We start from the raw sequence: 22465 nt of genomic DNA, 5'->3' as shown, positions 1-22465 counted from the left end.
TTCGCGTCCACCCGCAAGCGATTAAAAGGCTACAGCCCATGAATATTCATCTCCCCTCCCCGCTCGATCAGATCTTCAAAAACCTCAACCTCGAGCAGATCATCGCTGCTGTTGCAGGCGCATTCGTCGTCGGCGGCCTTGTCGGCGGCGCGATCGGCGCTGCGGCCGGCGGAAGCTCCGAGGGCACCGGGTCCAGCGACCAGGCTACTGCCCCGACCCAGACCGCACCTGATGCGGAAGGCCCCGTCCTTGAAGGCCGCGCGAAGCTCTCGGCGCTCTACCAGGCACCCGGCCCGGATTCCGGCAAGGATGCGTTCGACGGCAACGGGCAGACCCACCCGTTCAAGGGCCAGGTCATCCCGGGTTTTTCCGGCATTATTGAGAAGGGCGATGGTCAGTTCTACGCGCTTCCCGACAACGGCTTCGGCTCGAAGGAGAACTCCTCCGACTTCCTGCTGCGCATCTACACGGTGAAGCCGAACTGGGAGACCGTAGACACCGCGAAGGACCCGAAGGACACCGGCGGCATCGAAGTGCTGGACTACGTCTCGCTGAAGGACCCGAACAACAAGATTTCCTGGGACATCGTCAACAACGACACCGAGGACCGCCTACTTACTGGCGCGGACTTCGACCCTGAGTCCTTCGTGCAGGCCGCGGACGGCACCTTCTGGGTCGGCGAAGAGTTCGGTCCCTACATCCTCCACGTGGACAAGGACGGCACACTTCTCGACGCCCCGTACACCTACCCGGACGTTAAGAGCCCGTCCAACCCGACGTTGGGTGCTGAAGAAGAACCGAACCTGCGCGACTCCAAGGGCTTCGAGGCCATGGCCACCGACGGCCGTTACCTCTACCCGATCTTCGAGGGCTACCTCGACGAGGCCACCGACAAGCGCGTGCGCGTGATCTCCCAGTTCGACACCGAAACCGGAAAGTACACCGGCAAAACCTGGGATTACCTCGCAGAAGATGATGACGCGCTGATTGGCGACGCATTTTTGACCAAGGACGGCCGCCTGCTCATGCTCGAACGCGACGATTTCCTCGGCTCGGAGGCCCAGCTGAAGAAGGTCTTCGAGGTAAAGGACTTCGCGGACGCGAAGGCTGGCTCCACGCTGCAGAAGGACCTCATGGCGGACCTGCTCAACATTGCCAACCCGGGCAAGATCGGCATGGTCTCCGACGCCCGCGCCTACGGCGTCGGCGACCCGTTCCAATTCGCGCTGCTCAGCGTCGAGACCATCATCCAGCTGGAAGACGGCCGCTACCTCACCGCGTTGGACAACAACTTCCCCGGCGACGACAGCCGCTACCGCGGCAAGCCGGACGACACCGAGATGATCACCTTCTCCGTGAAGTAGCTGTCGGAGATGCTTGGTCTGCGGGCCGGTAACCTTGGCTTCCGTGTTTGCGGAAGTTGACGGACAAAGACCCCACGTGACCAGGCAATGGCTGTTTTTGGTGCCGTGCGCGCTCGGAGCGCTCGGTCTCTTTCTCGCGCGCCTCGCCGGCGACGGCTCCGCCGGCTTCTACTGGGCCACCGCGTTTACGGCGGTGGTTTATGCAGCCACGTGGTGGCTGTGGGGTGACCGCCAGTCGTTCGCGGGGCCCCGCAAGCTTCTCGACGTCCTCCGGGGCACCCTCATCGGTGCCACCCTCGCGCTCGTGTTCGTCCTAGGCGCGCTGGTGGTGCAGCACATTCCAGTACTCGCTGGCCCTGCCGCGGAGCTGCTGCAGACCCCGAACAAGGGCGGGTACTTCCTGACGCTGTTGGTGCTTGTGGTCAACGGCGCCGGCGAGGAGATGGTGTTCCGTGACGCAGTGCCGCGCCAGCTGCGAGGCATGGGCCAGTCGGCGGCGCAGGCCGGCGTGTGGTCCACACTGGCGTACTGCCTGGTCACCTGCGTAATGGGCGTGCCGCTGCTTGTGTTCGCCGCCGGCGTGCTGGGGGCCGTGACCTACTACGAGTCCGTGAAAACCGGCAGGCTCTACTCCCCCATCGCGGCGCACCTGACCTGGAGCATCGGGATGCTTTTGATCCTGCCCCACTTCTTCTGAGCAGGATCAGCCGGCCGCTACTCGCTGACGGAGAACACCTTCTTCTTCGGCGTCTCCTCAGCTTTGGTGGCCCCCGCGACCGAAATCTTCGGCGCGTCGAGCATCTCCGTCATGAAGTCGGCCACCCACTGCAGCAGCTCCGTATCGCGCAGGTTCGGCGCGTTCAGCGCGCGCTTCGCGCCGCCCTCGCGCGGCATCGGCACCTGCAGCGCCTTGGCCGCGGCGCGGAAGTTCGCGCCCGGGTAAAGGCGCTTCAGGCGCACCTGCTTGGAGTCCGGCAGCTCAACCGGGTGCAGCTTGATGCGGCTGCCCTGGGTGAGGATGTCGGAAACACCCACCTCACGGGCCTGGTTGCGCAGCCGCGCCACCGCCATGAGGTGCTCGACCTCTCTCGGCATTGCGCCGAAGCGGTCGATCATGTCGTCGGCTGCGGCGGTCAGGGCGTCGTCGTCGCGCGCCTCGGCGAGCTTGCGGTAGACCTCCAGGCGCAGTCTCTCGGAGTTGATGTAGGTCTCCGGGATGTGCGCGTCCACGGGCAGGTCCACGCGGATTTCCTTGGGGCCCTTGTCGGTGGCGTCGACAGGCTCGCCGCTCATGAGTCCCTTGAAGGTCTCCACGGCCTCACTGACCAGGCGCACGTACATGTCAAAGCCCACCCCGGCGATATGGCCGGACTGCTCCGCGCCCAGCACGTTGCCGGCGCCGCGCATCTCCAGGTCCTTTTGCGCCACGGCGATGCCGGAGCCTAGGTCGTTGTTCTGGGCGATGGTGGCCAGGCGGTCGTAGGAGGTCTCCGTGAGCGTTTTGTCTTTCGGGTACAAAAAGTACGCGTAGGCGCGCTCGCGGGAGCGCCCCACGCGCCCGCGCAGCTGGTGCAGCTGGGAAAGACCCATGTTCTGGGCGTTTTCCACGATCAGGGTGTTGGCGTTGGCGATGTCCAGGCCGGTTTCCACGATGGTGGTGCAGACCATGACGTCGTAGTCGCGGTTCCAAAAACCCTGGACGGTCTGCTCGAGCACCTGCTCACTCATCTGGCCGTGGGCGACCACGATGCGCGCCTCCGGTACCAGTTCGCGCAGCTGGCGGGCGGTCTTTTCAATGTCGGAGACTTTGTTGTGGATGTAGAAGACCTGGCCGTCGCGGAGCAGCTCGCGGCGGATTGCGGCGGCGACCTGCTTGTCTTCCTGCGGGCCGACATAGGTCAGCACGGGGTGGCGGTCCTCCGGCGCGGTGGTGATGGAGGTCATCTCGCGGATGCCGGTCAAAGACATCTCTAGGGTGCGCGGGATCGGTGTCGCGGTCATGGTCAGCACGTCCACGTGCGATTTCAGCGCCTTGATGTGCTCCTTGTGCTCGACGCCGAAGCGCTGCTCCTCGTCCACGATGATCAGGCCGAGGTTCTTCCACTGCACGCCCGTCTGCAGCAGGCGGTGGGTGCCGATGACGATGTCCACCGAGCCGTCGGCAAGCCCGGAGATGATCTCCTTCGACTCCGCGGCGGTGGTAAAACGCGACAGTTCGCGCACGGTCACGCCGAAGCCGTCCATGCGCTGGTTGAACGTGGAGAAGTGCTGCTGGGCCAGAAGCGTCGTGGGCACGAGTACCGCGACCTGCTTGCCGTCCTGGACCGCCTTGAACGCGGCGCGCACGGCGACCTCGGTTTTGCCGAAGCCCACGTCGCCCACAATGACGCGGTCCATCGGGGTGGGCTTTTCCATGTCCGACTTCACCGCTTCGATCGCGGTGAGCTGGTCTTCGGTCTCCACGAACGGGAATGCGTCTTCCATCTCGTGCTGCCACGGGGTGTCCGGTGCGAACGCATGCCCTGGCGCGGCCTGGCGCTTGGCGTAGAGCTCCACCAACTCGCCTGCGATCTCGCGGACCGCGGCGCGCGCCTTGCGCTTAGTGGATTTCCAGTCGGAGCCGCCCATTTTGCTTAGCGACGGCTTCTCGCCCCCGGTGTACTTACTCAGCAGGTCCAACGACTCCATTGGCACCCAAAGCTGGTCGCCGGGCTGGCCGCGCTTGGCGGGCTGGTACTCCAGCACGATGTATTCGCGGCGCGAGTCCTCGTCGCCGGCTTTGACGGTGCGCTCCGCCATTTTCACGAACTTGCCGATGCCGTGGGTGTCGTGCACCACGAAATCGCCAGGCTGCAGGGCGAGCGGGTCGACGCGGTTGCGGCGTCGCGGGGCGCGTCGTTTAGCACCTGCGATATCACCCACGCGGTTGCCGGTGACGTCGGTTTCGGTGACCACGACCAGGTTCGGCCCGCCGAAGACCAGGCCCGCGTGCGACAGCGCCTGGTACAGCGTCACCGCGCCCTCGACAGGCTCCAAGCCGGGCGTGGCCACGCGGGCGGATACGCCGTGCTCGCGCAGGCGCTCCGCCATGCGGTCGATCGTGCCCTTGGCCGGTGCCACGAACGCGACCTTGCCGTGGTTTTGACCGATGTGGAGCTTGAGCGTGGCGTAGAGCTGCTCAATCGCCTTCGGGTCGCCCTTCGGGGCAGGCGCGGCCTCGAACTCCAAAGGCAGCGTGTCTGCGTCGTCGGCGGCGAACATGCCGGGCGGGGCGAACGTCCACCAAGCGTTGCCGGCCTTGGAGGCGGAGACCTCCAGCGACTCGTAGGAGCGGTACGACGAGGCGGACACGTCCAGGCCCTCCACCACCACAGGCCCCTCGGCGCCCATGGCGGCTGCCTCCCAGCCGGCCTCGAGGAACTCGCGGTCCGTCGCCTCCAAATCAGCGATGCGGGTGCGCACCTTCTCCGGGTTGGTCACTAACACCACAGAACCGGACGGCATGAGCTCCGGCAGCACCGAGTACTGCTTGTCCGTCAGCGCCGGGATGAGCGCTTCCATGCCGTCGGCCGGCTGCTTCTCCGAGATGCGCGCCAGCAGCGACGACAGCGTCGGGTTGGAGGGGAATTTTCGCGCGAGTTCGTCGGCTTTGGCGGCCACGGCATCGTCGATAAGCAATTGCCTCGCAGGGTGCAGATCCACCGACCGCACCTCCTCGATGGTGCGCTGGTCCGCGACTGCGAACGAGCGGATGTCGGTGACCTCGTCGCCCCAGAACTCGATGCGTACCGGGTTTTGCGCGGTGGTCGGGAACACATCGATGATGCCGCCGCGGGTGGCGAACTCGCCGCGCGAGGCCACCATGTCCACATGGTTGTACGCGAAGTGCACCAGCTTCGCGGTCAGGTCCTCAAAGTCGTGCTCCTGGTCCACCGCGATGCTGATCGGCTGGACAGGCGGCAGCACCGGCTGGCACACCGCGCGCGCCGCCGCGACGATCACGCGCGGCATCTCCCACAGCACCTTCGAGCGGCGCCCCACAATGTCCGGCGCCGGCGAAAGACGCTCGTGCGGCAGCGTCTCATACGCCGGGAACTGCGCGACCTTCTCCTCACCCAAAATGGCCTTCAGCTCCGCGGCGAGATCCTCCGCCTCGTGGCCGGTAGCCGTGACCAAAAGCACCGGCGTCTCGCGCGCAATCGCACCGGCTGCCCAAGAACGCACCTGGTCGATGCCAGTGACGTGCAACGAATCCTCGCCCACGTGCGTGACCAACCCCTTCAACTTCGGGTCCGTCAGCGCCGCCGTGAGCAAACCGCCCAACACGGGCGGGGTGGTTTCAGTCATGTGTCTTACGCATCCTTCTCTGCGGTTTCGTCGCTTGTCTCGTCGCTCGCCTGGCCGTTTCCGTACACGCGCGGCTGCGCTTCCATCCCCCGCAACCCGTTCCAGCACAGGTTGGAAATGTGCGCCGCCACAGTGTGCTTGTCCGGCGTGCGCTCGTCCAGCCACCACAGCGCAGAATTGGAGACGGTGCCGACAAGCGCCTGACCGTACAGGCCCGCCATCGACTCGTCGAGCCCGCGGTGCTTAAACGCCTCTCCCAGCAGGTAGCTCACCTCGGCGGTGACGCGGTTGAGAATCGTCGAATACGTCCGCCCCTCCCCCGGCAGCTGACCGTGCGCGAGGATGACAAACCCGTCCGTCTCCTCTTCCACGTAGGTGAGCAACGCCAGCACGCCGCGCTCGATGCGGTCGCGCCACGGGCCGGCCTGAATGTTCGACGTGATCGTGCGCTCCAGCCGGGCCATCTCCAGCCGCACAACCTCCTGGTACAGGCCTTCCTTGCTGCCAAAATGCTCGTACACCACAGGCTTGGACACCCCGGCGCGCGCCGCGATCTCCTCCATGGAAATGCCATCGAGCCCGCGCTCGGCGAATGCTTGCCGCCCCACTCCGATCAACTGATCTCTGCGCTGGGGTGCTGTCATTCGCCTTCGAGCCATGCGACCTAGCTTAGAGCGTCGTAGTGTTAACCCCGTCTTTGGCAGTTGGCGGGTCTGGTCTACAATCAGCGGTGCTATTCCCCATGGTGTAATCGGCAACACTACGGTTTTTGGTACCGTCATTCTAGGTTCGAGTCCTGGTGGGGAAGCTTTTTTATTGGAGGGGGCACATGAAACGCCACATCGCTTGGCTCGTTGCATGCGGGGTACTCGCGGGTTGCGTTTCGGAGCCTTTGCCTATCGACGCCCCTGCGTCCCCCACCCCCAGCCAAAACACCGCTGAGTCCACCTCGCACGGTACCGACTCCCAGGATTCCGCCGAGGCCCCCGCCGCGTTCCATTTCGAAAGCGGCACCCTCGAAATCGGCGACTTCGACCCCTACACCCTCGGCGGCGACATCTTCGACCCCTGCACCGAGATCTCGCCCGAGGAATTCGCCGCCGCCGGCTTCCACAACGTGGAACCGATCCCGGAGGAATACGCGGGTTTGAACCCGGACATCAATGCTTGTTTCTTTGAAATAGGTATGCAGCACTATGCGCTAAGCATCGCTGCGACGGACGCGAATCAGGAGATTGTCGAGGAAAGCAGACTGGTTGATAGTGCCATTCGGTCCGATTCGCTTCCATCCCTATTTGTGTACGGAACCGGACTTAACAACGACGTGGATTGCTATGCACAAATTGACACTCACAGGGGCGGATTGAGTATCTCGGTTACGCGTCCACCGGGACTCGGAAGTTTCGAGGATTCGTGCAACGTTGCAGTTTCAGCATTCGAATCACTGATTAACTCCACTGCTTAACTCTGTCCATTTAAATGGACAGTCTGTTTACGGGACTCATTCCCCTACCTAGGATCCTCAGGAGTAGACATTAGAAATTGGGGGTAGGGAATGCGTATCCAACTGGAAGTCGACAGTGTTGAAAAAGCAATCGATCAACTAAGAAAGCAAGCGCTAGCGCTACAATCTAACAGGCAGTTTGGGAAATTTGCATCCCTCTCCAGCTTCTCCACCGCAGGCGGCTTGGACGAGGCGGGTGAGCGGCTCAGCCCGATTGGGGACGAGCGCGCACCGGAGGCGAACCAGGCCATCGCGCTGTATCTGAAGCACACTGCGGACAACCTGTGGTTGGCGTTGACCAACACACAGCAGACGGATGAGTCGTTCTCCGGGATGATGGGCTCGCTGCTGGCGCCGCTCGGCCGTTCAGCTCAGGCGCTGACGCCGATGTACTCCCAGGGGTTCCAGCAGCTCAAGGCCGCGGACCCGAAGACCCAAACGTTCGACAACGCAGCCGTGTCCTCAGCGTCGGAGGCATCGCTGCTCGGCGCGGAAATGAATCTGAACCTCACGAACACGTCCCTGGCGTACTCGGCATCGGATTTTTGGAATTCCAACGCTCAACTGATCGCGGACGCCATGGATGAGCTCAACGGCGTCCACCACACTTTGAGCTCATCGGCGGACACTGTCTGGATCCAGGAGGCGATGAAAAAGCTCACGCAGATTCAGAATGCGGGCCTGGAATACGTGGCTAACTCACGTTCGCTCGCCAACCACACGGAGGCGCTCGGCATGGCGGCTGACTCGGAGAGTATGTACGCTTCCGCAGCCGCTGCTGCCTACTACGCGGCGGAAGATCCGAAGATCAAGGCACAGATCGAGTCGGACTACCTCAGCTCGTATTCTTCCCGCGTCACTGCCGGGCTCCAGCCGGCAATTCCTGCGTTTAACCGGCTGCTGCCGGACGCGGGCAAGCTGCCGTCGACGCCGTACGCCAGCACCGACGTGCCCGCCCCGGCCACCACGTCGTATACGCCGGCTGAACTGCCGCCCGGGCTGCAGGAGGTATTGACCAGCCGTGGCTATGGCGACCTCGCGCACGCGAAGTCGCCGGCGGAGGTCATCCAGCAGTACGGCCGCCCCACCCCTGAGACCTTCGAGCGCATCGCCGCAGGCGCGGCTCCCACCCAGTCTGCTTCCGCGGTTCTCGCCCCGCCTGCCCCGTCAGCAGCAGGCAGCTTGCCGACGAGCACTCCTGCCTCCCCTGTCAACACCGCCACCCCGACCATCAGCGGGTTCAGCGGCACGCCCCACACCAACGCGGCCGCAAGGACCGCCAACGCCGGCACCAGTGCGGCGGGACTCGGCCTCGCACCGGGCAATGCCGCCGTAGGTGGTCGCAGCGCAGCTTCTGGTCGAAGCACTAGCCCAGGGCTCGTCAACAACGCCCGCCCTAGCGCAGGCGGCGCTACCGCTAACGGAAGCGGTGCCAGTAGTGGCTTCGCCAACGGCCGCGGTTTCGGCACCGGCACCGGCGCAGGTGCAGGCGCGCACATTACCCCCGGTGGCCACCGCGGCGGCACGGCGCTCGGCACCGGCATCGGAGCAGCTAGCGGCGTTGGAGCCGGATCACACGCCGGAACGGGGCAAGGCGTCAACGGCATGCGCCCAGGTAGCGGTGGTGCAGGCGCCGGCGGCACCGGCGCGGGTTCGTCCTATGCTGCCGCTGGGGCGAACGGTGCCGCAGGCCAAAGCGCCCATGGTGCACGAGGCGGCGCCTTCGCTGCGGGCCCTATGGCGGCCGGCGCAAACCGGGGGCGCGGGCGCGACAAGTCCGGTTCGAAGGTCCGCACCGTCACCAGTGCGGTGGAGCGAGACGGCAACCTCAAGGCGCTGCTCGGCGAGGCTCCCCTGCTCCTGCCGGCAGTCATCGGCCACAACGTGCGCGGCTAGACACGCTACCGGCTGGGGTCATCCCGGGCCGGCACGGCGCAACCGGTCGGCTAGTGCCCGCCGTGGCCGGCCGGAAGGTCCAGGTCCGCCTCCTGGCCAGGCTCGACGATGACGAACTGGCCCATCATGCCGCTGTCTTCGTGGTTGAGCATGTGGCAGTGGTACATGTACGCCAGGCTCGGGTCCGGGTAGTAGCCCATCTGCACAAGCAGGCTCACCGTGGCCAGCGGCGGGACGGTGATGGTGTCGTGCCAGCCGGTGGTGAACTCCAACTCGCCGTTTTCCACACCGATGACTGCAAAGCGCGCGTCGTGGATGTGGAAGTTGTGGGCCATGTCGTCGTTCTCGTTGGTCACGTGCCAGATCTCCGGGCCCTTGTGGTCCACGGTGAAGTCCACGCGCGTCATGTCCATGGTCTTGCCGTTGATCTCGGTGCCGTTGAGACGGAACTCGCGCTCGACCTCCACAGAATCCGCATCGGGCACCTCGAATGGCACCAGCGAATCCGCGAGCTCGGGCACCTCGGGGGCATCTTCCGCGGGCGCTGCGATCTCGAGCAGGTCGAACTTGTCGGTGAAGCCGAACATCTCCGCGGTTTCCTTATCCGGCATGCCGCCTAGGTCCGGGAGGCCGTCGCTGCGCAGCATCAGGTCCTTGCCCGGCTCCAGGTCCACCACGATCTCGACGCGCTCGCCAGCGCTGAGCAGCACGCCGTCGACCTCAACTGGGGCGTCCAGGAAGCCCTGGTCCGTGGCCACCACGTGGAACGGCTTGCCCATGGACAGGTGATGGAAACGCATCGTCGCGCCGTTGAGCACACGCAGGCGCACGCGCCGGGTGGCCGCCTCGAAGCGCGGCTTGGTCATGCCGTTGACCATCACGGTGGATCCGACCCAGCCGTTTTCCTCGTCCAGCTGGCCGTCTTCGGTGAAGTTGGCGTCGGTGATGATTACGGGGATGTCGTCTACCCCGTAGTCGTTGGGGAGGCCGGGGAAGGCGGAATCGTCGTCAAGCACGATGCCTCCGGCCAGTCCGCGGTAGGCGTGGACGGCGGACTTTTCGTGCGGGTGCGGGTGGTACCAGCAGGTCGCCGCCGGCTGGTCCACGGTCCACGACGGCGACCAGGACTCACCTGGGTCGAACATGAGCGCCGGCCCGCCGTCGGCGGTGGCCGGAAGGTGCATGCCGTGCCAGTGCACAACCGTCGGCTCGGGCAGCTCGTTGTGCACCGTCATGTCGATTTCCTCGCCGCGGCGCATGTACAGCGTCGGGCCCTGGTACGGACCGTTGAAACCCCAGGTCTTTGTCATCGTGCCGGGCACGATCTCGAACTCGCCTTCCTGCGCGGTCAGCTCGAAGCGGCGCACGTTTCCGTCGAGCTCGCCCTCGTACAGCGGCGGGATGCGAAGCGGTCGCGCCTTTTCGTCCGCGCCCAGCGGTTTCGTCTGCGAGGACGTCGAGCACGCCGTACCCGTCGCCGCCGCGGCCAGCGCCGCCGTCGCGAGAAGTGTGCCCCTGAAAAATGTGCGTCTACTCATTGCCATGTCCGCCTCCCGGTTCGCTGATACTCTCTTTCGACCCTACTATCCGCTGTATGTCTAACGATCAACGCGAGGAACGCAACGCACGCCGGTTCGTCTGGTCCAACGGCCTGCAAAACATCGGCGACCAGATCGTCGCTCCGAAGACGGTGCTGCCGTGGCTCTTCGGCGCCGCGGGTGTGCCGGCGGTGATGACCTCGTTTCTCGTGCCCATCCGCGAATCCGGCTCGATGCTGCCGCAGGCGTTTTTGAGCCCGTGGGTGACCTCGAAGCGCTCCCGCAAACGCGTGTGGCTCATCGGTTCGTGGGGCCAAGCCATCGCCGCGGGCCTCATCGCGCTCAGCGCCTTGCTTCTCGACGGCACTCCGCTCGGCGCCGTCATCCTGATCCTTCTGGCCGCCCATGCGCTGTTTCGCTCGTTGTGTTCGCTGGCGGGCAAGGACGTGCAGGGGCGCACGATTTCCAAGGGCCGCCGAGGCAGCATCACCGGCCGCGCCACCGCCCTGGCCGGCGCGTTCACGCTCGCGATCGGCCTGCTGCTGACGTTTTTGCCGAACAACCTGCCGCAGTGGACGATCGCCGCGCTGCTCGCCGCGGGTGCTTTGACGTGGGCGCTGGCGTCGCTGGTCTTCAGCGGCATCGACGAGCCGGAAGCCGAACCGGAGTCCAAAGACGGCCAGAGCATGAAGGAAATGTGGGCGCTGGTCAAGGGCGACCGGGACCTGCAGAAGTTCCTGGTGGTGCGCTCGCTGATGCTGGTCACCGCACTTTCCACCCCCTTCATCGTGGTGATGGCCGGCGATGAGGGCGCGGACCTGACGGGCCTAGGCGCGTTCATCATCGCGTCGGGCGGTGCGTCGCTGCTGGGCGGCAGGGTGTCGGGCAAGCTTTCCGACAGGTCGTCGAAAAGCACGATGGCCTGGGCAGCTGGCGTGGCCTCGACCGTGATCGTCGCACTTGTCGCAAGCGCACGCCTGGCGCCCTCGGCGGTGAACGCCTGGGTCATGCCGCTGGGCTTTTTCCTAGTCAACCTCGCCCACACCGCGGTGCGCGTGAGCCGCAAGACCTACCTGGTGGATATGGCCGACGGTGACAAGCGCACCATGATCACCGGCGCTTCCAACACGGTGATGGGCGTGGTCCTCCTCGTCGTCGGCGCGGTGTCCTCCGCGATTGCGGTACTCGGGCCGCAGGCGGCGCTGATCTTCCTGGCCGTTGTGGGCTACGCCGGTGTTGTCGGCGCGCGGAACCTGAAAGAAGTCTCGGCGACCGCCGCCTAGGCGTTATGCTTGTGGCCGACAAAAACCCGCTACAAATCCCATAAAACAAGGAGCATTCGAGTGTCTACCCACTTCGAACGTGCCGTTGTCGTGCTTGCGGCCGGCGCCGGAACCCGCATGAAGTCCGACCGCCAGAAGACGCTGCACGAGATCGGCGGGCGTAGCCTGCTGTCCCACTCCCTGCACGCAGCCGCCGGTGTGCATCCCAACCACCTGGTTGCGGTTGTCGGCCACCAGCGCGACCAGGTCGCCCCGGCCGTGGAGCAGATCGCCGAGCAGATGCACGTGGAGATCCGCCAGGCCATCCAGGAGGAGCAAAACGGCACCGGCCACGCTGTCCAGGTGGGCCTGTCCGCCATCCCGGACTTCGACGGCACCGTGGTGGTCACCAACGGCGACGTGCCGCTTCTGACCCCGGAGACCCTGCAGGCGCTCGTGGAAAAGCATGAGGCCGAGCACGCCGCGGTCACCGTGCTCTCGCTCGAGTTCGACAACCCCACCGGCTACGGCCGCATCATCCGCGGCGAGGCCGGCGACGTCCTCGAGATCGTGGAGGAAAAAGACGCCACCGACGAGCAGCGCGCCGTCCGCGAGGTCAACTCCGGCGTGTTCGCCTTCGACGGCAAGGTGCTTCGCGACGCCCTCACGCGCGTCACCCCGGACAACGCCCAGGGCGAGTTCTACATCACCGACGTGCTGAGCATCGCGCGCGGCGACGGCCTCCGGGTCACCGCCTTTACCGCCCCCGACGCACGCGAACTGGCCGGCGTGAACGACCGGGTGCAGCTGGCAGAGGCCGGCAAGGAGCTCAACCGCAGGCTCGTCGAGAAGGCGATGCGAGGCGGTGCGACCGTGATCGACCCGGACACCACCTGGATCGGCGTCGAGGTGGAAATCGGCCGCGACGTGGTCATCCACCCGAACACCCAGCTGTGGGGCTCCACCGTCATCGGCGACGGCGCCGAAATCGGCCCCGACACCACCCTGACCGACATGGAAGTCGGCACCCGCGCCACCGTCGTGCGCACCCAGGGCGAGCTCGGCGTCATCGGCGAAGAAGCCACCGTCGGCCCCTTCACCTACATCCGCCCCGGTACCGAACTCGGCGCCCGCGGCAAGCTCGGCGGCTTCGTCGAATCCAAGAACGCCAAGATCGGCGAGGGCTCCAAGGTGCCGCACCTGACCTACATTGGCGACGCCACCGTGGGCAAGCACTCCAACATCGGCGCAAGCTCCGTGTTTGCCAACTACGACGGCGTGAACAAGCACCACACCACCATCGGCGACTACTGCCGCACCGGCTCCGACACCATGTTCGTCGCACCGGTGAACATCGGTGATGGCGCCTACACCGGCGCGGGTACAGTGGTCACCGAGGATGTGCCCGCCGGCGCGCTGGCCATCAAGGAAGGCCGCCAGCGCAACATCGAAGGCTGGGTGGAAAACCGCCGCCCGGGTACCGATGCAGCTGAAGCAGCCAAAAACGCGAAGCGAGAGGGTTAATTACATGACTGGTTACTCCACCGAAAGCCACAAAGACCTCAAGGTCTTCACCGGCCGCGCCCACCCGGCCCTCGCAGAAGCTGTGGCCAAGGAGCTCGGCATCGATCTGGTGCCCACCACCGCGCGCGACTTCGCCAACGGCGAGATCTTCATCCGCTTCGAAGAGTCCGTCCGCGGCGCCGACTGCTTTGTCATGCAGTCCCACGCCCAGCCGCTGAACAAGTGGCTGATAGAACAGCTCATCATGATCGACGCGCTCAAGCGCGGCTCCGCCAAGCGCATCACCGCGATCCTGCCGTTCTACCCCTACGCCCGCCAGGACAAGAAGCACCGCGGCCGCGAACCGATCTCCGCCCGCCTGATTGCGGACCTGCTCACCGCCGCCGGCGCGGACCGCATCGTCTCCGTGGACCTGCACACCGACCAGATCCAGGGCTTCTTCGACGGCCCGGTGGACCACATGCACGCCCAGCCGATCCTGGTGGACTACATCAAGTCCAAGTACCCGCTGGACAACCTCGTGGTGGTCTCCCCCGACGCCGGCCGCGTGAAGACCGCCGAGAAGTGGGCCAACATGCTCGGCGATGCCCCGATGGCGTTCGTGCACAAGACCCGCGACATCGACGCCGCGAACAAGGTCGTGTCCAACCGCGTCGTCGGCGACGTCGACGGCAAGGACTGCATCCTCATGGACGACATGATCGACACCGGCGGCACCATCGCCGGCGCCGTCGGCGTGCTCAAGGAAGCCGGCGCGAAGTCCGTGGTCATCGCCTGCACCCACGGCGTGTTCTCCGACCCGGCCCGCGAGCGCCTCAGCGAATGCGGCGCAGAGGAAGTCATCACCACCGACACCCTGCCGCAGGACACCGAAGGCTGGAGCAACCTCACGGTGCTGTCGATCGCGCCGCTTTTGGCAAAGACGATCCACGAGATCTTCGAAAACGGTTCCGTGACCACCCTGTTCGAGGGGCAGGCGTAACCGCCACGGTTCGCCGGACCACGACAGCCGGGGCAGCACTTGCGCTGCCCCGGCTTCACGCATACGGGAAGGAAAAAGGATGTACGAGCGCTACGCCCCGTCGGTAGATTTCACCCCCGACCTCGAGCACGCGAAGTCCATGTTCGACAACGACGCCACCCTGGAATACCTCGGCGCGACCATCACACGCCTCGAGCCCGGCTTGGCCGAGGGCGAGTTCACAGTTGAAGCGCGCCACGCCAACGGCTTCGGCGTGTGCCAGGGCGGTGTGCTGTTCACCTTCGCCGACGCACTGTTCGGAGGCGCATGCAACTCGCGGCGCACCGACCCGACCGTGAGCGCGCAATCCGAGATCATCTTCCTCGCGCCCGCGAAAATGGGCCGCACCATCCGCGGCGTTGCGCGCGAGCGCCACACGTGGGGGCGCAACGGGCTTTCGGACGTCACGCTTTACGACGGCGACACCACCATCGCCGAATTCCGGGGGATGTCCCGCACCACCACACGACCACCGACAGGAAACTAAACCTTGAGCCAGAACCAAAGCCTGCAAGAGCAGGGCCTGCAAAGGAGCGTCAAAAGTAGGCAATTGATGATGATTGCCTTTGGTTCGTCGATAGGCACGGGCCTGTTTCTGGGCTCCGCCGGATCGATCCAGTACGCCGGGCCCGCGGTACTGATCTCCTTCGCGTTCGTCGGCGCGATCGTGTACCTCCTCATGCGCATGCTCGGCGAGATGGCGGTCGAGCACCCCGTCTCCGGCTCCTTCGCCGCGTACTCGCGCGCGTTCATCGGGCCGGTGGCCGGCTTCATCACCGGCTGGAACTGGTGGTTCACCACCGTCGTGGTGGGCATGCTTGAGCTGACCGCCATGGGCACGTTCTTGGACTATTGGTTTCCCGCCCTGCCCCACTGGGTCACCGCACTGGTGACGCTGCTGCTGGTAGTCGCGCTCAACCTGTTCAACGTGCGGGTATTCGCCGCGACCGAATACTGGCTGTCGCTGATCAAAGTCGCAGCGCTCGTGCTGATGATCGTGCTCGGGTTCGCGCTCGTGCTCGGCTTGGGCCCGGACGAAGCAATCGGGTTTTCCAACATCACCGACCACGGCGGGTTCATGCCCAACGGCATCTCCGGCGTGCTGTTCGCTCTGGTGGCGGTGACCTTCACATTCGGCGGCATCATGTCCATCGGCACCGCCGCCGGCGAGGCGGACAACCCGAAGTCCGCGATCCCGCGCGCCGTGAACTCCGTGGTGTGGCGCATTTTGGTGTTCTACCTCGGCGGCATCGGCACCATCCTGCTGCTCGCCCCGTGGAACGAGCAGGAATCGAATGAAAGCCCGTTCATCCGCGTGCTTTCCGGTGTCGGTTTCGGACCCGCCGCCACCGCGCTCAACGTGGTCATCGTGGTGGCGGTGTTCTCGGTGCTCAACACCATGACGTACTCGGGCGCGCGCATGCTGCGCGACCTCGCCCGCAACGGCCAAGCGCCCCGCGCGTTCGCCGCCACCAGCGCCAAGGGGCTACCCACCAAAGCCCTGCTTTTCGACGCCGCGCTGATGGGCACCGTCGTCATCTTGAACTTCTTCTTCGAAGGCAAAATCTTCGCGGTGCTGCTCGCCATCATCGTCGGCACCGAGCTGATTACCTGGGCGGGCATCTGCATTTCGCACTTGAACTTCCGCAAAACCTCCAAGAGCGCAACCTTTCCCGCCCCGCTGTACCCGGCGGCCAACTGGATTTGCATCGCGTTTTTCATCCTCGTGCTCGTGCTGATGGGTATTCTTCCGGAATACCGTATGGGCCTAGCCACGCTGACCGGCTGGATTATCGTGCTGGGCCTGATTTCACTGACCACGCAGAGGAGCCGCGCATGATCCGCCCCGACCTCGAGGCCATCCCCCCGTACGTCCCCGGCGTGCGCGACGAGCGCGCCATCAAGTTGTCCTCCAACGAGTGCGCGGAGGGCCCGCTGCCGCCGGTGCTCGACGCCATGCGCAAGACACTCGGCGAAATCAACCGGTACCCGGACATCGGCGCGCTGCAGCTGCGCACAGTACTCGGCGAGCACCTTGGTGTGGCACCGGAGCAGGTCGCACTCGGCGCCGGTTCATCCGCCCTGTGCCAGCAGCTGGTGGAAATTGCGGCCCAGCCCGGCGACGAAGTGATCTTCCCCTGGCGCAGCTTCGAGGCCTACCCCATCTTCGTCCAGGTCGTCGGCGCCACCCCGGTACGCGTGCCGCTGGACAGCGACGACAGGCTGGACATGCCGGCGCTAGCCGCCGCGGTGACCGACCGCACCAAGCTGATTTTCATCTGCAACCCGAACAACCCGACCGGCACCACAATCACTAACGCCGAGTTCGCCGCGTTCATGGACGAGGTGCCGGCCGACGTGCTCGTCGTGCTCGACGAGGCCTACTTCGAGTACAACCACGCCGCCGACACCCCTGTCGCCACCGAGGTGATCACCCGCTACCCCAACGTGGTGGGGCTTCGCACCTTCTCCAAGGCGTACGGACTGGCCGGCGCGCGCATCGGCTACGCGTTCGGCCCGCGCCCGATCATCGAGGCGCTGAATAAAGTCTCCATCCCCTTTTCCGTCAGCGCGGTGGCGCAGGAGGCGGCGCTCGCCTCGCTCGAGGCGCAGGACGCACTGCGTGCGCGTATCGACGGCACCGTGGCCGAGCGAAGCCGTGTCGTCGATAAGCTTGGGCTCGCAGAAAGCCAAGCGAACTTTGTGTGGCTGCCCGGCGCCGGCCAGGAGTTGGCGGACCTGCTGGCCGCGGAAGGTGTGCTGGTGCGCGTCTTCCCCGAGGGCATCCGCGTGACGGTAACTAACGCGGAGGAAACCGACGCACTTTTAGAGGCTTTCAGCCGTGCGCAGTGAGCGCCGCCGCGTCATCGCGGCCACGACCATCGGCACCGCCATCGAGTGGTACGACTACTTCCTCTACGCCGCCGTCGCCGGGCTGGTGTTCAACCAAGTCATGTTCGGCCCGCTCGGGCCCGCGGCGGCGACGATCGCCAGCTTCCTCACCGTGGGGCTGTCATTTTTGTTCCGGCCGCTCGGTGCGGTGCTGGCGGGCCACTTCGGCGACCGGCTCGGGCGCCGCGGCGTGCTCATGGTCACGCTGTTCACCATGGGCACCGCCACCGCGCTGATCGGGCTGCTGCCCACGTATGAAACCGCCGGCTGGTTCGCGCCGGCCGCCCTGGTGCTGTTGCGGATCTTGCAGGGCACCTCCGCCGGTGGTGAATGGGGCTCGGCCGTGCTTTTGGCCGTGGAGCACGCGCCGACCGACAAGCGCGGCCTCTACGGCGCCGGACCCCAGGTGGGCGTGCCAGCGGGGCTGCTGCTGTCCTCCGGCGTGCTGGCGCTGATGAGCATGATCGCCCCCGGCGAGGCGTTTTTGCAGTGGGGCTGGCGCGTACCGTTTTTGCTGTCCATCGGGCTGACATTTTTGGGCTGGTGGATCCGCACCGGTGTGGAGGAATCGCCCGTGGTGGAACAGATGCGCGAGGTCGGCGCGAAAAACCCGGTCGGGTCGCTGTTCAAGCGTCACGCCGGGCTCGTGGTCGCTGCGGCGCTGATCTTCGCCGCCAACGGCACGGTGGGCTACATGACCACCGGCGGCTACATCCAGAACTATGCCACCGACCCGGCCGGGCTCGCCTTGGAGCGCGGCGACATCCTCTGGGCCGTCACGGCCTCCGCCGCCACCTGGCTGTGCACCACCGCGTTCGCCGGCTGGGTTTCCGACATCATCGGCCGCCGCCTCACCCTGCTGATCGGCTTTGTCGTGCAGGCCGCTGGCGTGGCGGTACTGTTCCCGCTTGTGGACTCCGGGTCGCTGCCGAAGATCACCGCGGCGCTGGTCTTCCTCACCGTCGGGCTCGGCCTGACCTACGGCGAGCTCGGCGCGTTCTTCGCGGAACTCTTCCCCGCTTCCATCCGCGCGTCCGGCGCGTCCATCTCCTATGCGCTCGGCGCGATCCTGGGTGGCGCGTTCGCCCCCACCATCGCCGCTGCTCTGCGCGAGGCGACGGGCGGCACGACCGCGATCACCGTGTATTTGATGGCGGCGACGGTCACGGGCTTCGTGGTCACGCTGCTGATGCGCGAACGTGGCGGCATCCCGCTGGGGCACGAGCACGAGGAGGCCCAGGCGGTCGGGCATTTTGTGTGGCAGAAACCGGCTGCTACCCTGTAGCAGTCTCGGCGAGGGCCTTCAAAGGGCCGTTATCGACGCGATTTTGAGATCCTTTTGCGATCACTCGACGAGCACATATCCGTTTAGTGGTCGCAGGCAAGGCCTGTGGCCCTTCCACCAAGAAGGAGTACAACATGGCTATTACCCCCACCGTTATCAAGGGTGAGCGTCGCGAGGAGTTCGGCAAAGGCTCCGCACGCCGTCTGCGCCGCGACGGCAAGATCCCGGGTGTCCTGTACGAAAAGGGCATCGAGAACATCCACTTCGCGGTCGACCGCATCGAGATGACCGCGATCGTGCGTAACGACGGCGCCAACGCCATCGTCGAGCTCGAGCTCGACGGCGAGAAGCTGCTGGCCATGGTCAAGCACATCGACCAGAACGTGATCACCCTGGACATCGACCACATCGACCTGTTCGGCATTAAGCGCGGCGAGAAGGTCACCGTCGAGGTCCCGGTTGTCATGGAGGGCGAGGCTGCTCCGGGCGCAGTTGTGCTGCAGGAGACCGACTACGTCGAGATCGAGATCGACGCGCTGTCCATCCCGGACGAGCTGACCGTGTCCATCGAGGGCAAGGAGATCGGCGACGCTCTCTACGCTTCCGACGTCAAGCTGCCGGAGGGTGCAGAGCTCACCTCCGATGCAGAGACCCTCATCGTCAACGTCACCTACGAGCAGGTTGACGAGGACCTCGAGGCTGAGGCCGAGGCAGCTGAGGAAGGCGGCGCTGAGGCTGGCGCCGAGTCCGACGCTCCGGCTGAGGAGAAGGGCGAGGAGTAAACCCTCCCCTGCTGAACCCGCCCCCGCGTCGCCGCGGCGGCGGGTTTTCCGCTTTTCGGGTGGGTTATCCTCGTCAGCGTGACTATCTTGATCGTCGGCCTTGGCAACCCTGGCCCGCAGTACGCCGCCACGCGGCACAACGCGGGCGTGTTCGTCGTGGAGGAGCTGCTCGGCCGCGCGACCCCCATGCCGGCGCAGCTTGCGGTGCACAAGCGCACCAACACGGAGATCGCCGAGCTTGCGAAGGGGCGCTTGCTTGACGACGACCATGCGGTCATCGCCCGCACCCGGTCTTTCATGAACGTCTCCGGCGGCCCCGTCAAAGCACTGATGGATTACTTCGGCGTGCAGCCGGCCGATTTGTATGTGGTGCACGACGAGCTGGACTTGGAGCTCGGCGAAGTGAAGCTGCGCCTCGGTGGCGGCGACCACGGGCACAACGGGTTGAAGTCCATCACGAAATCCTTGGGCGGCAAGCCGTATAACAAGGTGGCGGTGGGCATCGGCCGCCCGCCCGGGAGGATGGCGCCGGCGGATTACGTGCTCAAACCATTCAGCGCGAAAGAGCAGGTGGATCTGGCTATCGCGTCCGCGGACGCGGCGGATGAGATCCTTCGCGCGATAGGCTAGCGCGCATGAAACTTGCCACGATCAGGACCGGAGACACCACCACCGCCGCGCGCATCATCGACGACAATAGGGCGGTCACACTGGGCGCGGAGGATGTCGGAAAGCTGCTGCGCGACGGCACCTTCGACGAAGGCGAGGAGATCACCTTCGCCCCTGGCGATCTCGCCCCGGTGATCCCGCGGCCCGGCAAGATCATCTGCGTCGGCCTGAACTACGCCAAGCACATCGCGGAGATGGGCCACGAGCAGCCGGACGTGCCCACCTTATTTATCAAGTACCCGGAGGCGCTCATCGGCGCCTACGACGACGCCGAGGTGCCCAGCTTCAACGCCGACACGCTCGACTTCGAAGGCGAGCTCGCGGTCATCGTCGGCACCCGCGCCCGCCACGCCGCTAAAGGCGCGGAGCACATCGCGGGCTACTCGGTAATCAACGACTACACCCAGCGCCACTTTCAAAAGCGCACGCAGCAGTGGCACCAGGGCAAATCGCTGGAGAAAACCGCCGGCTTCGGCCCGTGGCTGGACACCGAGTGGCAGCCGGGCCCTGCAATCACCACCACCGTCAACGGCGAGGTGATGCAGCACGCCCCCACCGACGATCTGGTGTTCACCCCGGCGAAGCTGGTGGAGTTCATCTCGCACCTCTACCCGCTCGAGCCCGGCGACGTGATTGCCACCGGCACGCCCGCAGGTGTGGGCCACGCCCGCGACCCGCAGCGCTACCTTGCCGACGGCGACACGGTGCGCGTGGAAATCGAGGGCTTGGGCGCGATCGAGAACACCACGCGGGTGTACTAGACGCCCAAGCGGTCCAGCAGGCGGACCTCAGCCTCGGCGATCATCTGCAGCGGCAGCAGCAGGATGATGAACGGCACGGAGCTGAACATCGCTGCCTCGTTCGAGCCGCCGCCGAGCTGGCTGACACCTTAAACATCACCCCGGCCGACTAGGGCGTTAGCATCCGCTCGATTTCACGCGCCGGTGCGGCTATGAGCTCGCCGCGGTCCGCGCCGACGAGGCAGTAGTCGTTGTCCTTGGTCATGGGGCGCAAATACGGGTAGGTCGGCGGCAGGTCCGGGTGCTCGCGGGTGAACGCGGTTCCCACCCCGCTCGCCCACCGTCCGGAAAACGCGCGCGTGACCACGGCGGGTGCGTCTGAGCGCAGCAGCTGCCGGTTGCGCTCGCTCGTGCCGGCCTCGTCCGCAAGCAAAAATGCGGTGCCGCAGGCGACGGGGACATCAAGCTTGGCGACGTCCTCCGGTCCCCGCACGCCTCCCGCCGCGATCACCGGACCGTCGGCGAGCGCGAGCAGCTCCTCCAGCGGGCGCTGGTCCGGATCGTCGTGCTGGTCCCAGGTTGCGCGGTGCCCGCCGGCGCGCGGGCCCTGGACGATCACGCCATCGACGCCCCTGCGATGCGCCTCGGCGATCTCGGCCGGGTTAGTCACCGTCGCCCACGCCTCCGACCCCGCGGCGTGCAGCTGGGCGATCTCGTCTTCGGTGAAGCAGCCGAACGTGGACGAGACCACGGCCGGCGCGGCATCGAGAACGAGTGCGAACTTCTCCGCGTAATCGGAGGAGACGTCCGGGACATCTTGGTGGAGGCGGCGGGCGACCGCGTGGACGTCGTCAAGCAAAGGCTCCCGCTGCGGCACAAACAGGTTGGCGCCGAACGGCGGCTCGCACGCGGCGAGCCACTCGCGGGCTTGGACGACGGTGCAGGTGCCGAGTGCGATGAACCCGAAGCTCACCGCGTTGACGAGCGCGGGCGTGGACGGCCCGCCGGCCATGGGTGCTGCGATCACGCGTGGAAAGTCCATGGCTAAAGTATGCGTCATGTTCGGATTCTTCAGGCGCAAACGCACCCCCAAGCTGGAGGCGGAGTGGCTCGTGGTGGGGCTGGGCAACCCGGGCGAAAAATACGCCGCCACCAGGCACAACGTGGGCTACATGGCGCTCGACGAGTTGGCCGGCGAGCTTACGCCGGTGCCGGGGGTCAAAGCGCTCGTCCAGGTGCGCGACGGCGTGGCCTACGCGCGCTCGACGACGTACATGAACACCACCGGCGAGGCCGTCGGCCCGCTGGCGAAACAACTGGGCGTGGCGCCGGAGCGCATCATCGTGGTGCACGACGAGCTGGACCTGCCCGCCGGGAAAGTGCGCGCCAAGCTCGGCGGCAACGAAAACGGCCACAACGGACTGAAATCCATCACCGAGCACCTGGGCACCCGCGACTATCTGCGTGTGCGGATGGGCATCGGGCGCCCGCCGAAGGGTGTGGCGGTGCCGGACTGGGTGCTCTCCCCCGTCGAAGGCGACATTTCCGGCCAGGTCGCGCTCGCCGCCGAAGCCGCGCAGCTGATTATCAGCGAAGGCCTAGGCAAAGCACAGAATGTGATCCACGCAACGCAGTAGGTTG

The 22465-nt window shown here is 65.7% G+C and carries 19 protein-coding genes; 15 read left to right on the top strand and 4 right to left on the bottom strand.

Annotated elements, in window-relative coordinates:
- Window positions 1-38: 38 nt before the first annotated feature.
- Both MHX64_RS00790 and MHX64_RS00785 read left to right on the top strand, forming a co-directional pair.
- Window positions 39-1364: an esterase-like activity of phytase family protein gene (locus tag MHX64_RS00790; RefSeq protein ID WP_239355598.1), complete on the top strand. Its 1326-nt coding sequence runs from the start codon at window positions 39-41 to the stop codon at window positions 1362-1364.
- A 76-nt stretch (window positions 1365-1440) separates the two neighbouring features.
- On the top strand, window positions 1441-2061 hold the full coding sequence (locus tag MHX64_RS00785) for a CPBP family intramembrane glutamic endopeptidase (protein WP_239355599.1): 621 nt from the start codon (window positions 1441-1443) through the stop codon (window positions 2059-2061).
- A 17-nt stretch (window positions 2062-2078) separates the two neighbouring features.
- On the opposite strand, the gene mfd is transcribed toward MHX64_RS00785, so the two are convergent.
- Together mfd and MHX64_RS00775 are read right to left on the bottom strand one after the other, a co-directional pair.
- On the bottom strand, window positions 2079-5711 hold the full coding sequence (gene mfd / locus MHX64_RS00780) for a transcription-repair coupling factor (RefSeq protein ID WP_239355600.1): 3633 nt from the start codon (window positions 5709-5711) through the stop codon (window positions 2079-2081).
- A gap of 5 nt (window positions 5712-5716) precedes the next feature.
- Entirely contained in the window at window positions 5717-6370 is a 654-nt protein-coding gene (locus tag MHX64_RS00775; protein WP_239355601.1) for a TetR/AcrR family transcriptional regulator, read from the bottom strand.
- A 170-nt stretch (window positions 6371-6540) separates the two neighbouring features.
- Between MHX64_RS00775 and MHX64_RS00770 the strand changes: the two genes are divergently transcribed.
- Window positions 6541-7176: a DUF3558 family protein gene (locus MHX64_RS00770; RefSeq protein WP_239355602.1), complete on the top strand. Its 636-nt coding sequence runs from the start codon at window positions 6541-6543 to the stop codon at window positions 7174-7176.
- 222 nt (window positions 7177-7398) lie between these two features.
- Window positions 7399-9111: a hypothetical protein gene (locus MHX64_RS00765; RefSeq protein WP_239355603.1), complete on the top strand. Its 1713-nt coding sequence runs from the start codon at window positions 7399-7401 to the stop codon at window positions 9109-9111.
- Window positions 9112-9161: 50 nt separating this feature from the next.
- Here the strand turns inward: MHX64_RS00765 and MHX64_RS00760 are convergent, their stop codons facing one another.
- Entirely contained in the window at window positions 9162-10655 is a 1494-nt protein-coding gene (locus MHX64_RS00760) for a multicopper oxidase family protein (protein ID WP_239406309.1), read from the bottom strand.
- 50 nt (window positions 10656-10705) lie between these two features.
- Between MHX64_RS00760 and MHX64_RS00755 the strand changes: the two genes are divergently transcribed.
- The 10 genes from MHX64_RS00755 (at window position 10706) to MHX64_RS00710 (ending at window position 20845) form a co-directional block, all read left to right on the top strand.
- On the top strand, window positions 10706-11932 hold the full coding sequence (locus MHX64_RS00755) for an MFS transporter (RefSeq protein WP_239355605.1): 1227 nt from the start codon (window positions 10706-10708) through the stop codon (window positions 11930-11932).
- Window positions 11933-11992: 60 nt separating this feature from the next.
- Window positions 11993-13435: a bifunctional UDP-N-acetylglucosamine diphosphorylase/glucosamine-1-phosphate N-acetyltransferase GlmU gene (gene glmU, locus MHX64_RS00750; RefSeq protein WP_370642046.1), complete on the top strand. Its 1443-nt coding sequence runs from the start codon at window positions 11993-11995 to the stop codon at window positions 13433-13435.
- A 4-nt stretch (window positions 13436-13439) separates the two neighbouring features.
- Window positions 13440-14417, top strand: a complete 978-nt coding sequence (locus MHX64_RS00745) for a ribose-phosphate diphosphokinase (RefSeq protein WP_239355606.1) — start codon at window positions 13440-13442, stop codon at window positions 14415-14417.
- Between the two features lie 79 nt (window positions 14418-14496).
- A complete protein-coding gene (locus MHX64_RS00740) occupies window positions 14497-14943 on the top strand; it encodes a hotdog fold thioesterase (protein WP_239355607.1) in 447 nt (148 codons plus the stop codon).
- A gap of 66 nt (window positions 14944-15009) precedes the next feature.
- Window positions 15010-16296, top strand: coding sequence for an amino acid permease (locus MHX64_RS00735; RefSeq protein WP_239355608.1), 1287 nt, complete (start codon window positions 15010-15012; stop codon window positions 16294-16296).
- Window positions 16293-17309 (top strand): histidinol-phosphate transaminase, encoded by a 1017-nt coding sequence (gene hisC / locus MHX64_RS00730; protein WP_239355609.1) that lies wholly within the window; start codon window positions 16293-16295, stop codon window positions 17307-17309. The genes MHX64_RS00735 and hisC overlap by 4 nt, the downstream gene beginning before the upstream one ends.
- The gene (locus MHX64_RS00725; RefSeq protein WP_239355610.1) at window positions 17299-18633 is read left to right on the top strand and encodes an MFS transporter; all 1335 of its coding nucleotides are present in this window, start codon (window positions 17299-17301) and stop codon (window positions 18631-18633) included. Before hisC ends, MHX64_RS00725 begins: the two co-directional genes overlap by 11 nt.
- A gap of 134 nt (window positions 18634-18767) precedes the next feature.
- On the top strand, window positions 18768-19415 hold the full coding sequence (locus tag MHX64_RS00720; RefSeq protein WP_239355611.1) for a 50S ribosomal protein L25/general stress protein Ctc: 648 nt from the start codon (window positions 18768-18770) through the stop codon (window positions 19413-19415).
- A 78-nt stretch (window positions 19416-19493) separates the two neighbouring features.
- On the top strand, window positions 19494-20045 hold the full coding sequence (gene pth, locus MHX64_RS00715) for an aminoacyl-tRNA hydrolase (RefSeq protein ID WP_239355612.1): 552 nt from the start codon (window positions 19494-19496) through the stop codon (window positions 20043-20045).
- 5 nt (window positions 20046-20050) lie between these two features.
- A complete protein-coding gene (locus tag MHX64_RS00710; protein ID WP_239355613.1) occupies window positions 20051-20845 on the top strand; it encodes a fumarylacetoacetate hydrolase family protein in 795 nt (264 codons plus the stop codon).
- Between the two features lie 148 nt (window positions 20846-20993).
- Here MHX64_RS00710 and MHX64_RS00705 read toward each other — a convergent pair whose 3' ends face one another.
- Window positions 20994-21884, bottom strand: coding sequence for a nitronate monooxygenase (locus MHX64_RS00705; protein WP_239355614.1), 891 nt, complete (start codon window positions 21882-21884; stop codon window positions 20994-20996).
- Here MHX64_RS00705 and pth (MHX64_RS00700) point away from each other — a divergent pair.
- A complete protein-coding gene (gene pth, locus MHX64_RS00700) occupies window positions 21883-22461 on the top strand; it encodes an aminoacyl-tRNA hydrolase (protein WP_239355615.1) in 579 nt (192 codons plus the stop codon). The two genes, MHX64_RS00705 and pth (MHX64_RS00700), sit on opposite strands and share 2 nt — an antisense overlap.
- Window positions 22462-22465 lie beyond the last annotated feature (4 nt).

It is taken from the genome of Corynebacterium sp. ACRPZ (assembly GCF_022346205.1).
GTDB lineage: Bacteria > Actinomycetota > Actinomycetes > Mycobacteriales > Mycobacteriaceae > Corynebacterium > Corynebacterium lehmanniae.
Note: the sequence above shows the minus strand (reverse complement) of the source record. Positions and strands in the feature narration are given on the sequence as shown.

What these genes read in the sequence shown, in the direction of transcription:
- MHX64_RS00790 (WP_239355598.1), top strand. Translation starts at nt 39, where the DNA reads ATGAATATTCATCTCCCCTCCCCGCTCGATCAGATCTTCAAAAACCTC.
- mfd (WP_239355600.1), bottom strand. Translation starts at nt 5,711, where the DNA reads ATGACTGAAACCACCCCGCCCGTGTTGGGCGGTTTGCTCACGGCGGCG.
- MHX64_RS00775 (WP_239355601.1), bottom strand. Translation starts at nt 6,370, where the DNA reads ATGGCTCGAAGGCGAATGACAGCACCCCAGCGCAGAGATCAGTTGATC.
- MHX64_RS00770 (WP_239355602.1), top strand. Translation starts at nt 6,541, where the DNA reads ATGAAACGCCACATCGCTTGGCTCGTTGCATGCGGGGTACTCGCGGGT.
- MHX64_RS00760 (WP_239406309.1), bottom strand. Translation starts at nt 10,655, where the DNA reads ATGGCAATGAGTAGACGCACATTTTTCAGGGGCACACTTCTCGCGACG.
- MHX64_RS00755 (WP_239355605.1), top strand. Translation starts at nt 10,706, where the DNA reads ATGTCTAACGATCAACGCGAGGAACGCAACGCACGCCGGTTCGTCTGG.
- MHX64_RS00745 (WP_239355606.1), top strand. Translation starts at nt 13,440, where the DNA reads ATGACTGGTTACTCCACCGAAAGCCACAAAGACCTCAAGGTCTTCACC.
- MHX64_RS00740 (WP_239355607.1), top strand. Translation starts at nt 14,497, where the DNA reads ATGTACGAGCGCTACGCCCCGTCGGTAGATTTCACCCCCGACCTCGAG.
- MHX64_RS00735 (WP_239355608.1), top strand. Translation starts at nt 15,010, where the DNA reads ATGATGATTGCCTTTGGTTCGTCGATAGGCACGGGCCTGTTTCTGGGC.
- hisC (WP_239355609.1), top strand. Translation starts at nt 16,293, where the DNA reads ATGATCCGCCCCGACCTCGAGGCCATCCCCCCGTACGTCCCCGGCGTG.
- MHX64_RS00720 (WP_239355611.1), top strand. Translation starts at nt 18,768, where the DNA reads ATGGCTATTACCCCCACCGTTATCAAGGGTGAGCGTCGCGAGGAGTTC.
- MHX64_RS00710 (WP_239355613.1), top strand. Translation starts at nt 20,051, where the DNA reads ATGAAACTTGCCACGATCAGGACCGGAGACACCACCACCGCCGCGCGC.
- pth (WP_239355615.1), top strand. Translation starts at nt 21,883, where the DNA reads ATGTTCGGATTCTTCAGGCGCAAACGCACCCCCAAGCTGGAGGCGGAG.
- MHX64_RS00705 (WP_239355614.1), bottom strand. Translation starts at nt 21,884, where the DNA reads ATGACGCATACTTTAGCCATGGACTTTCCACGCGTGATCGCAGCACCC.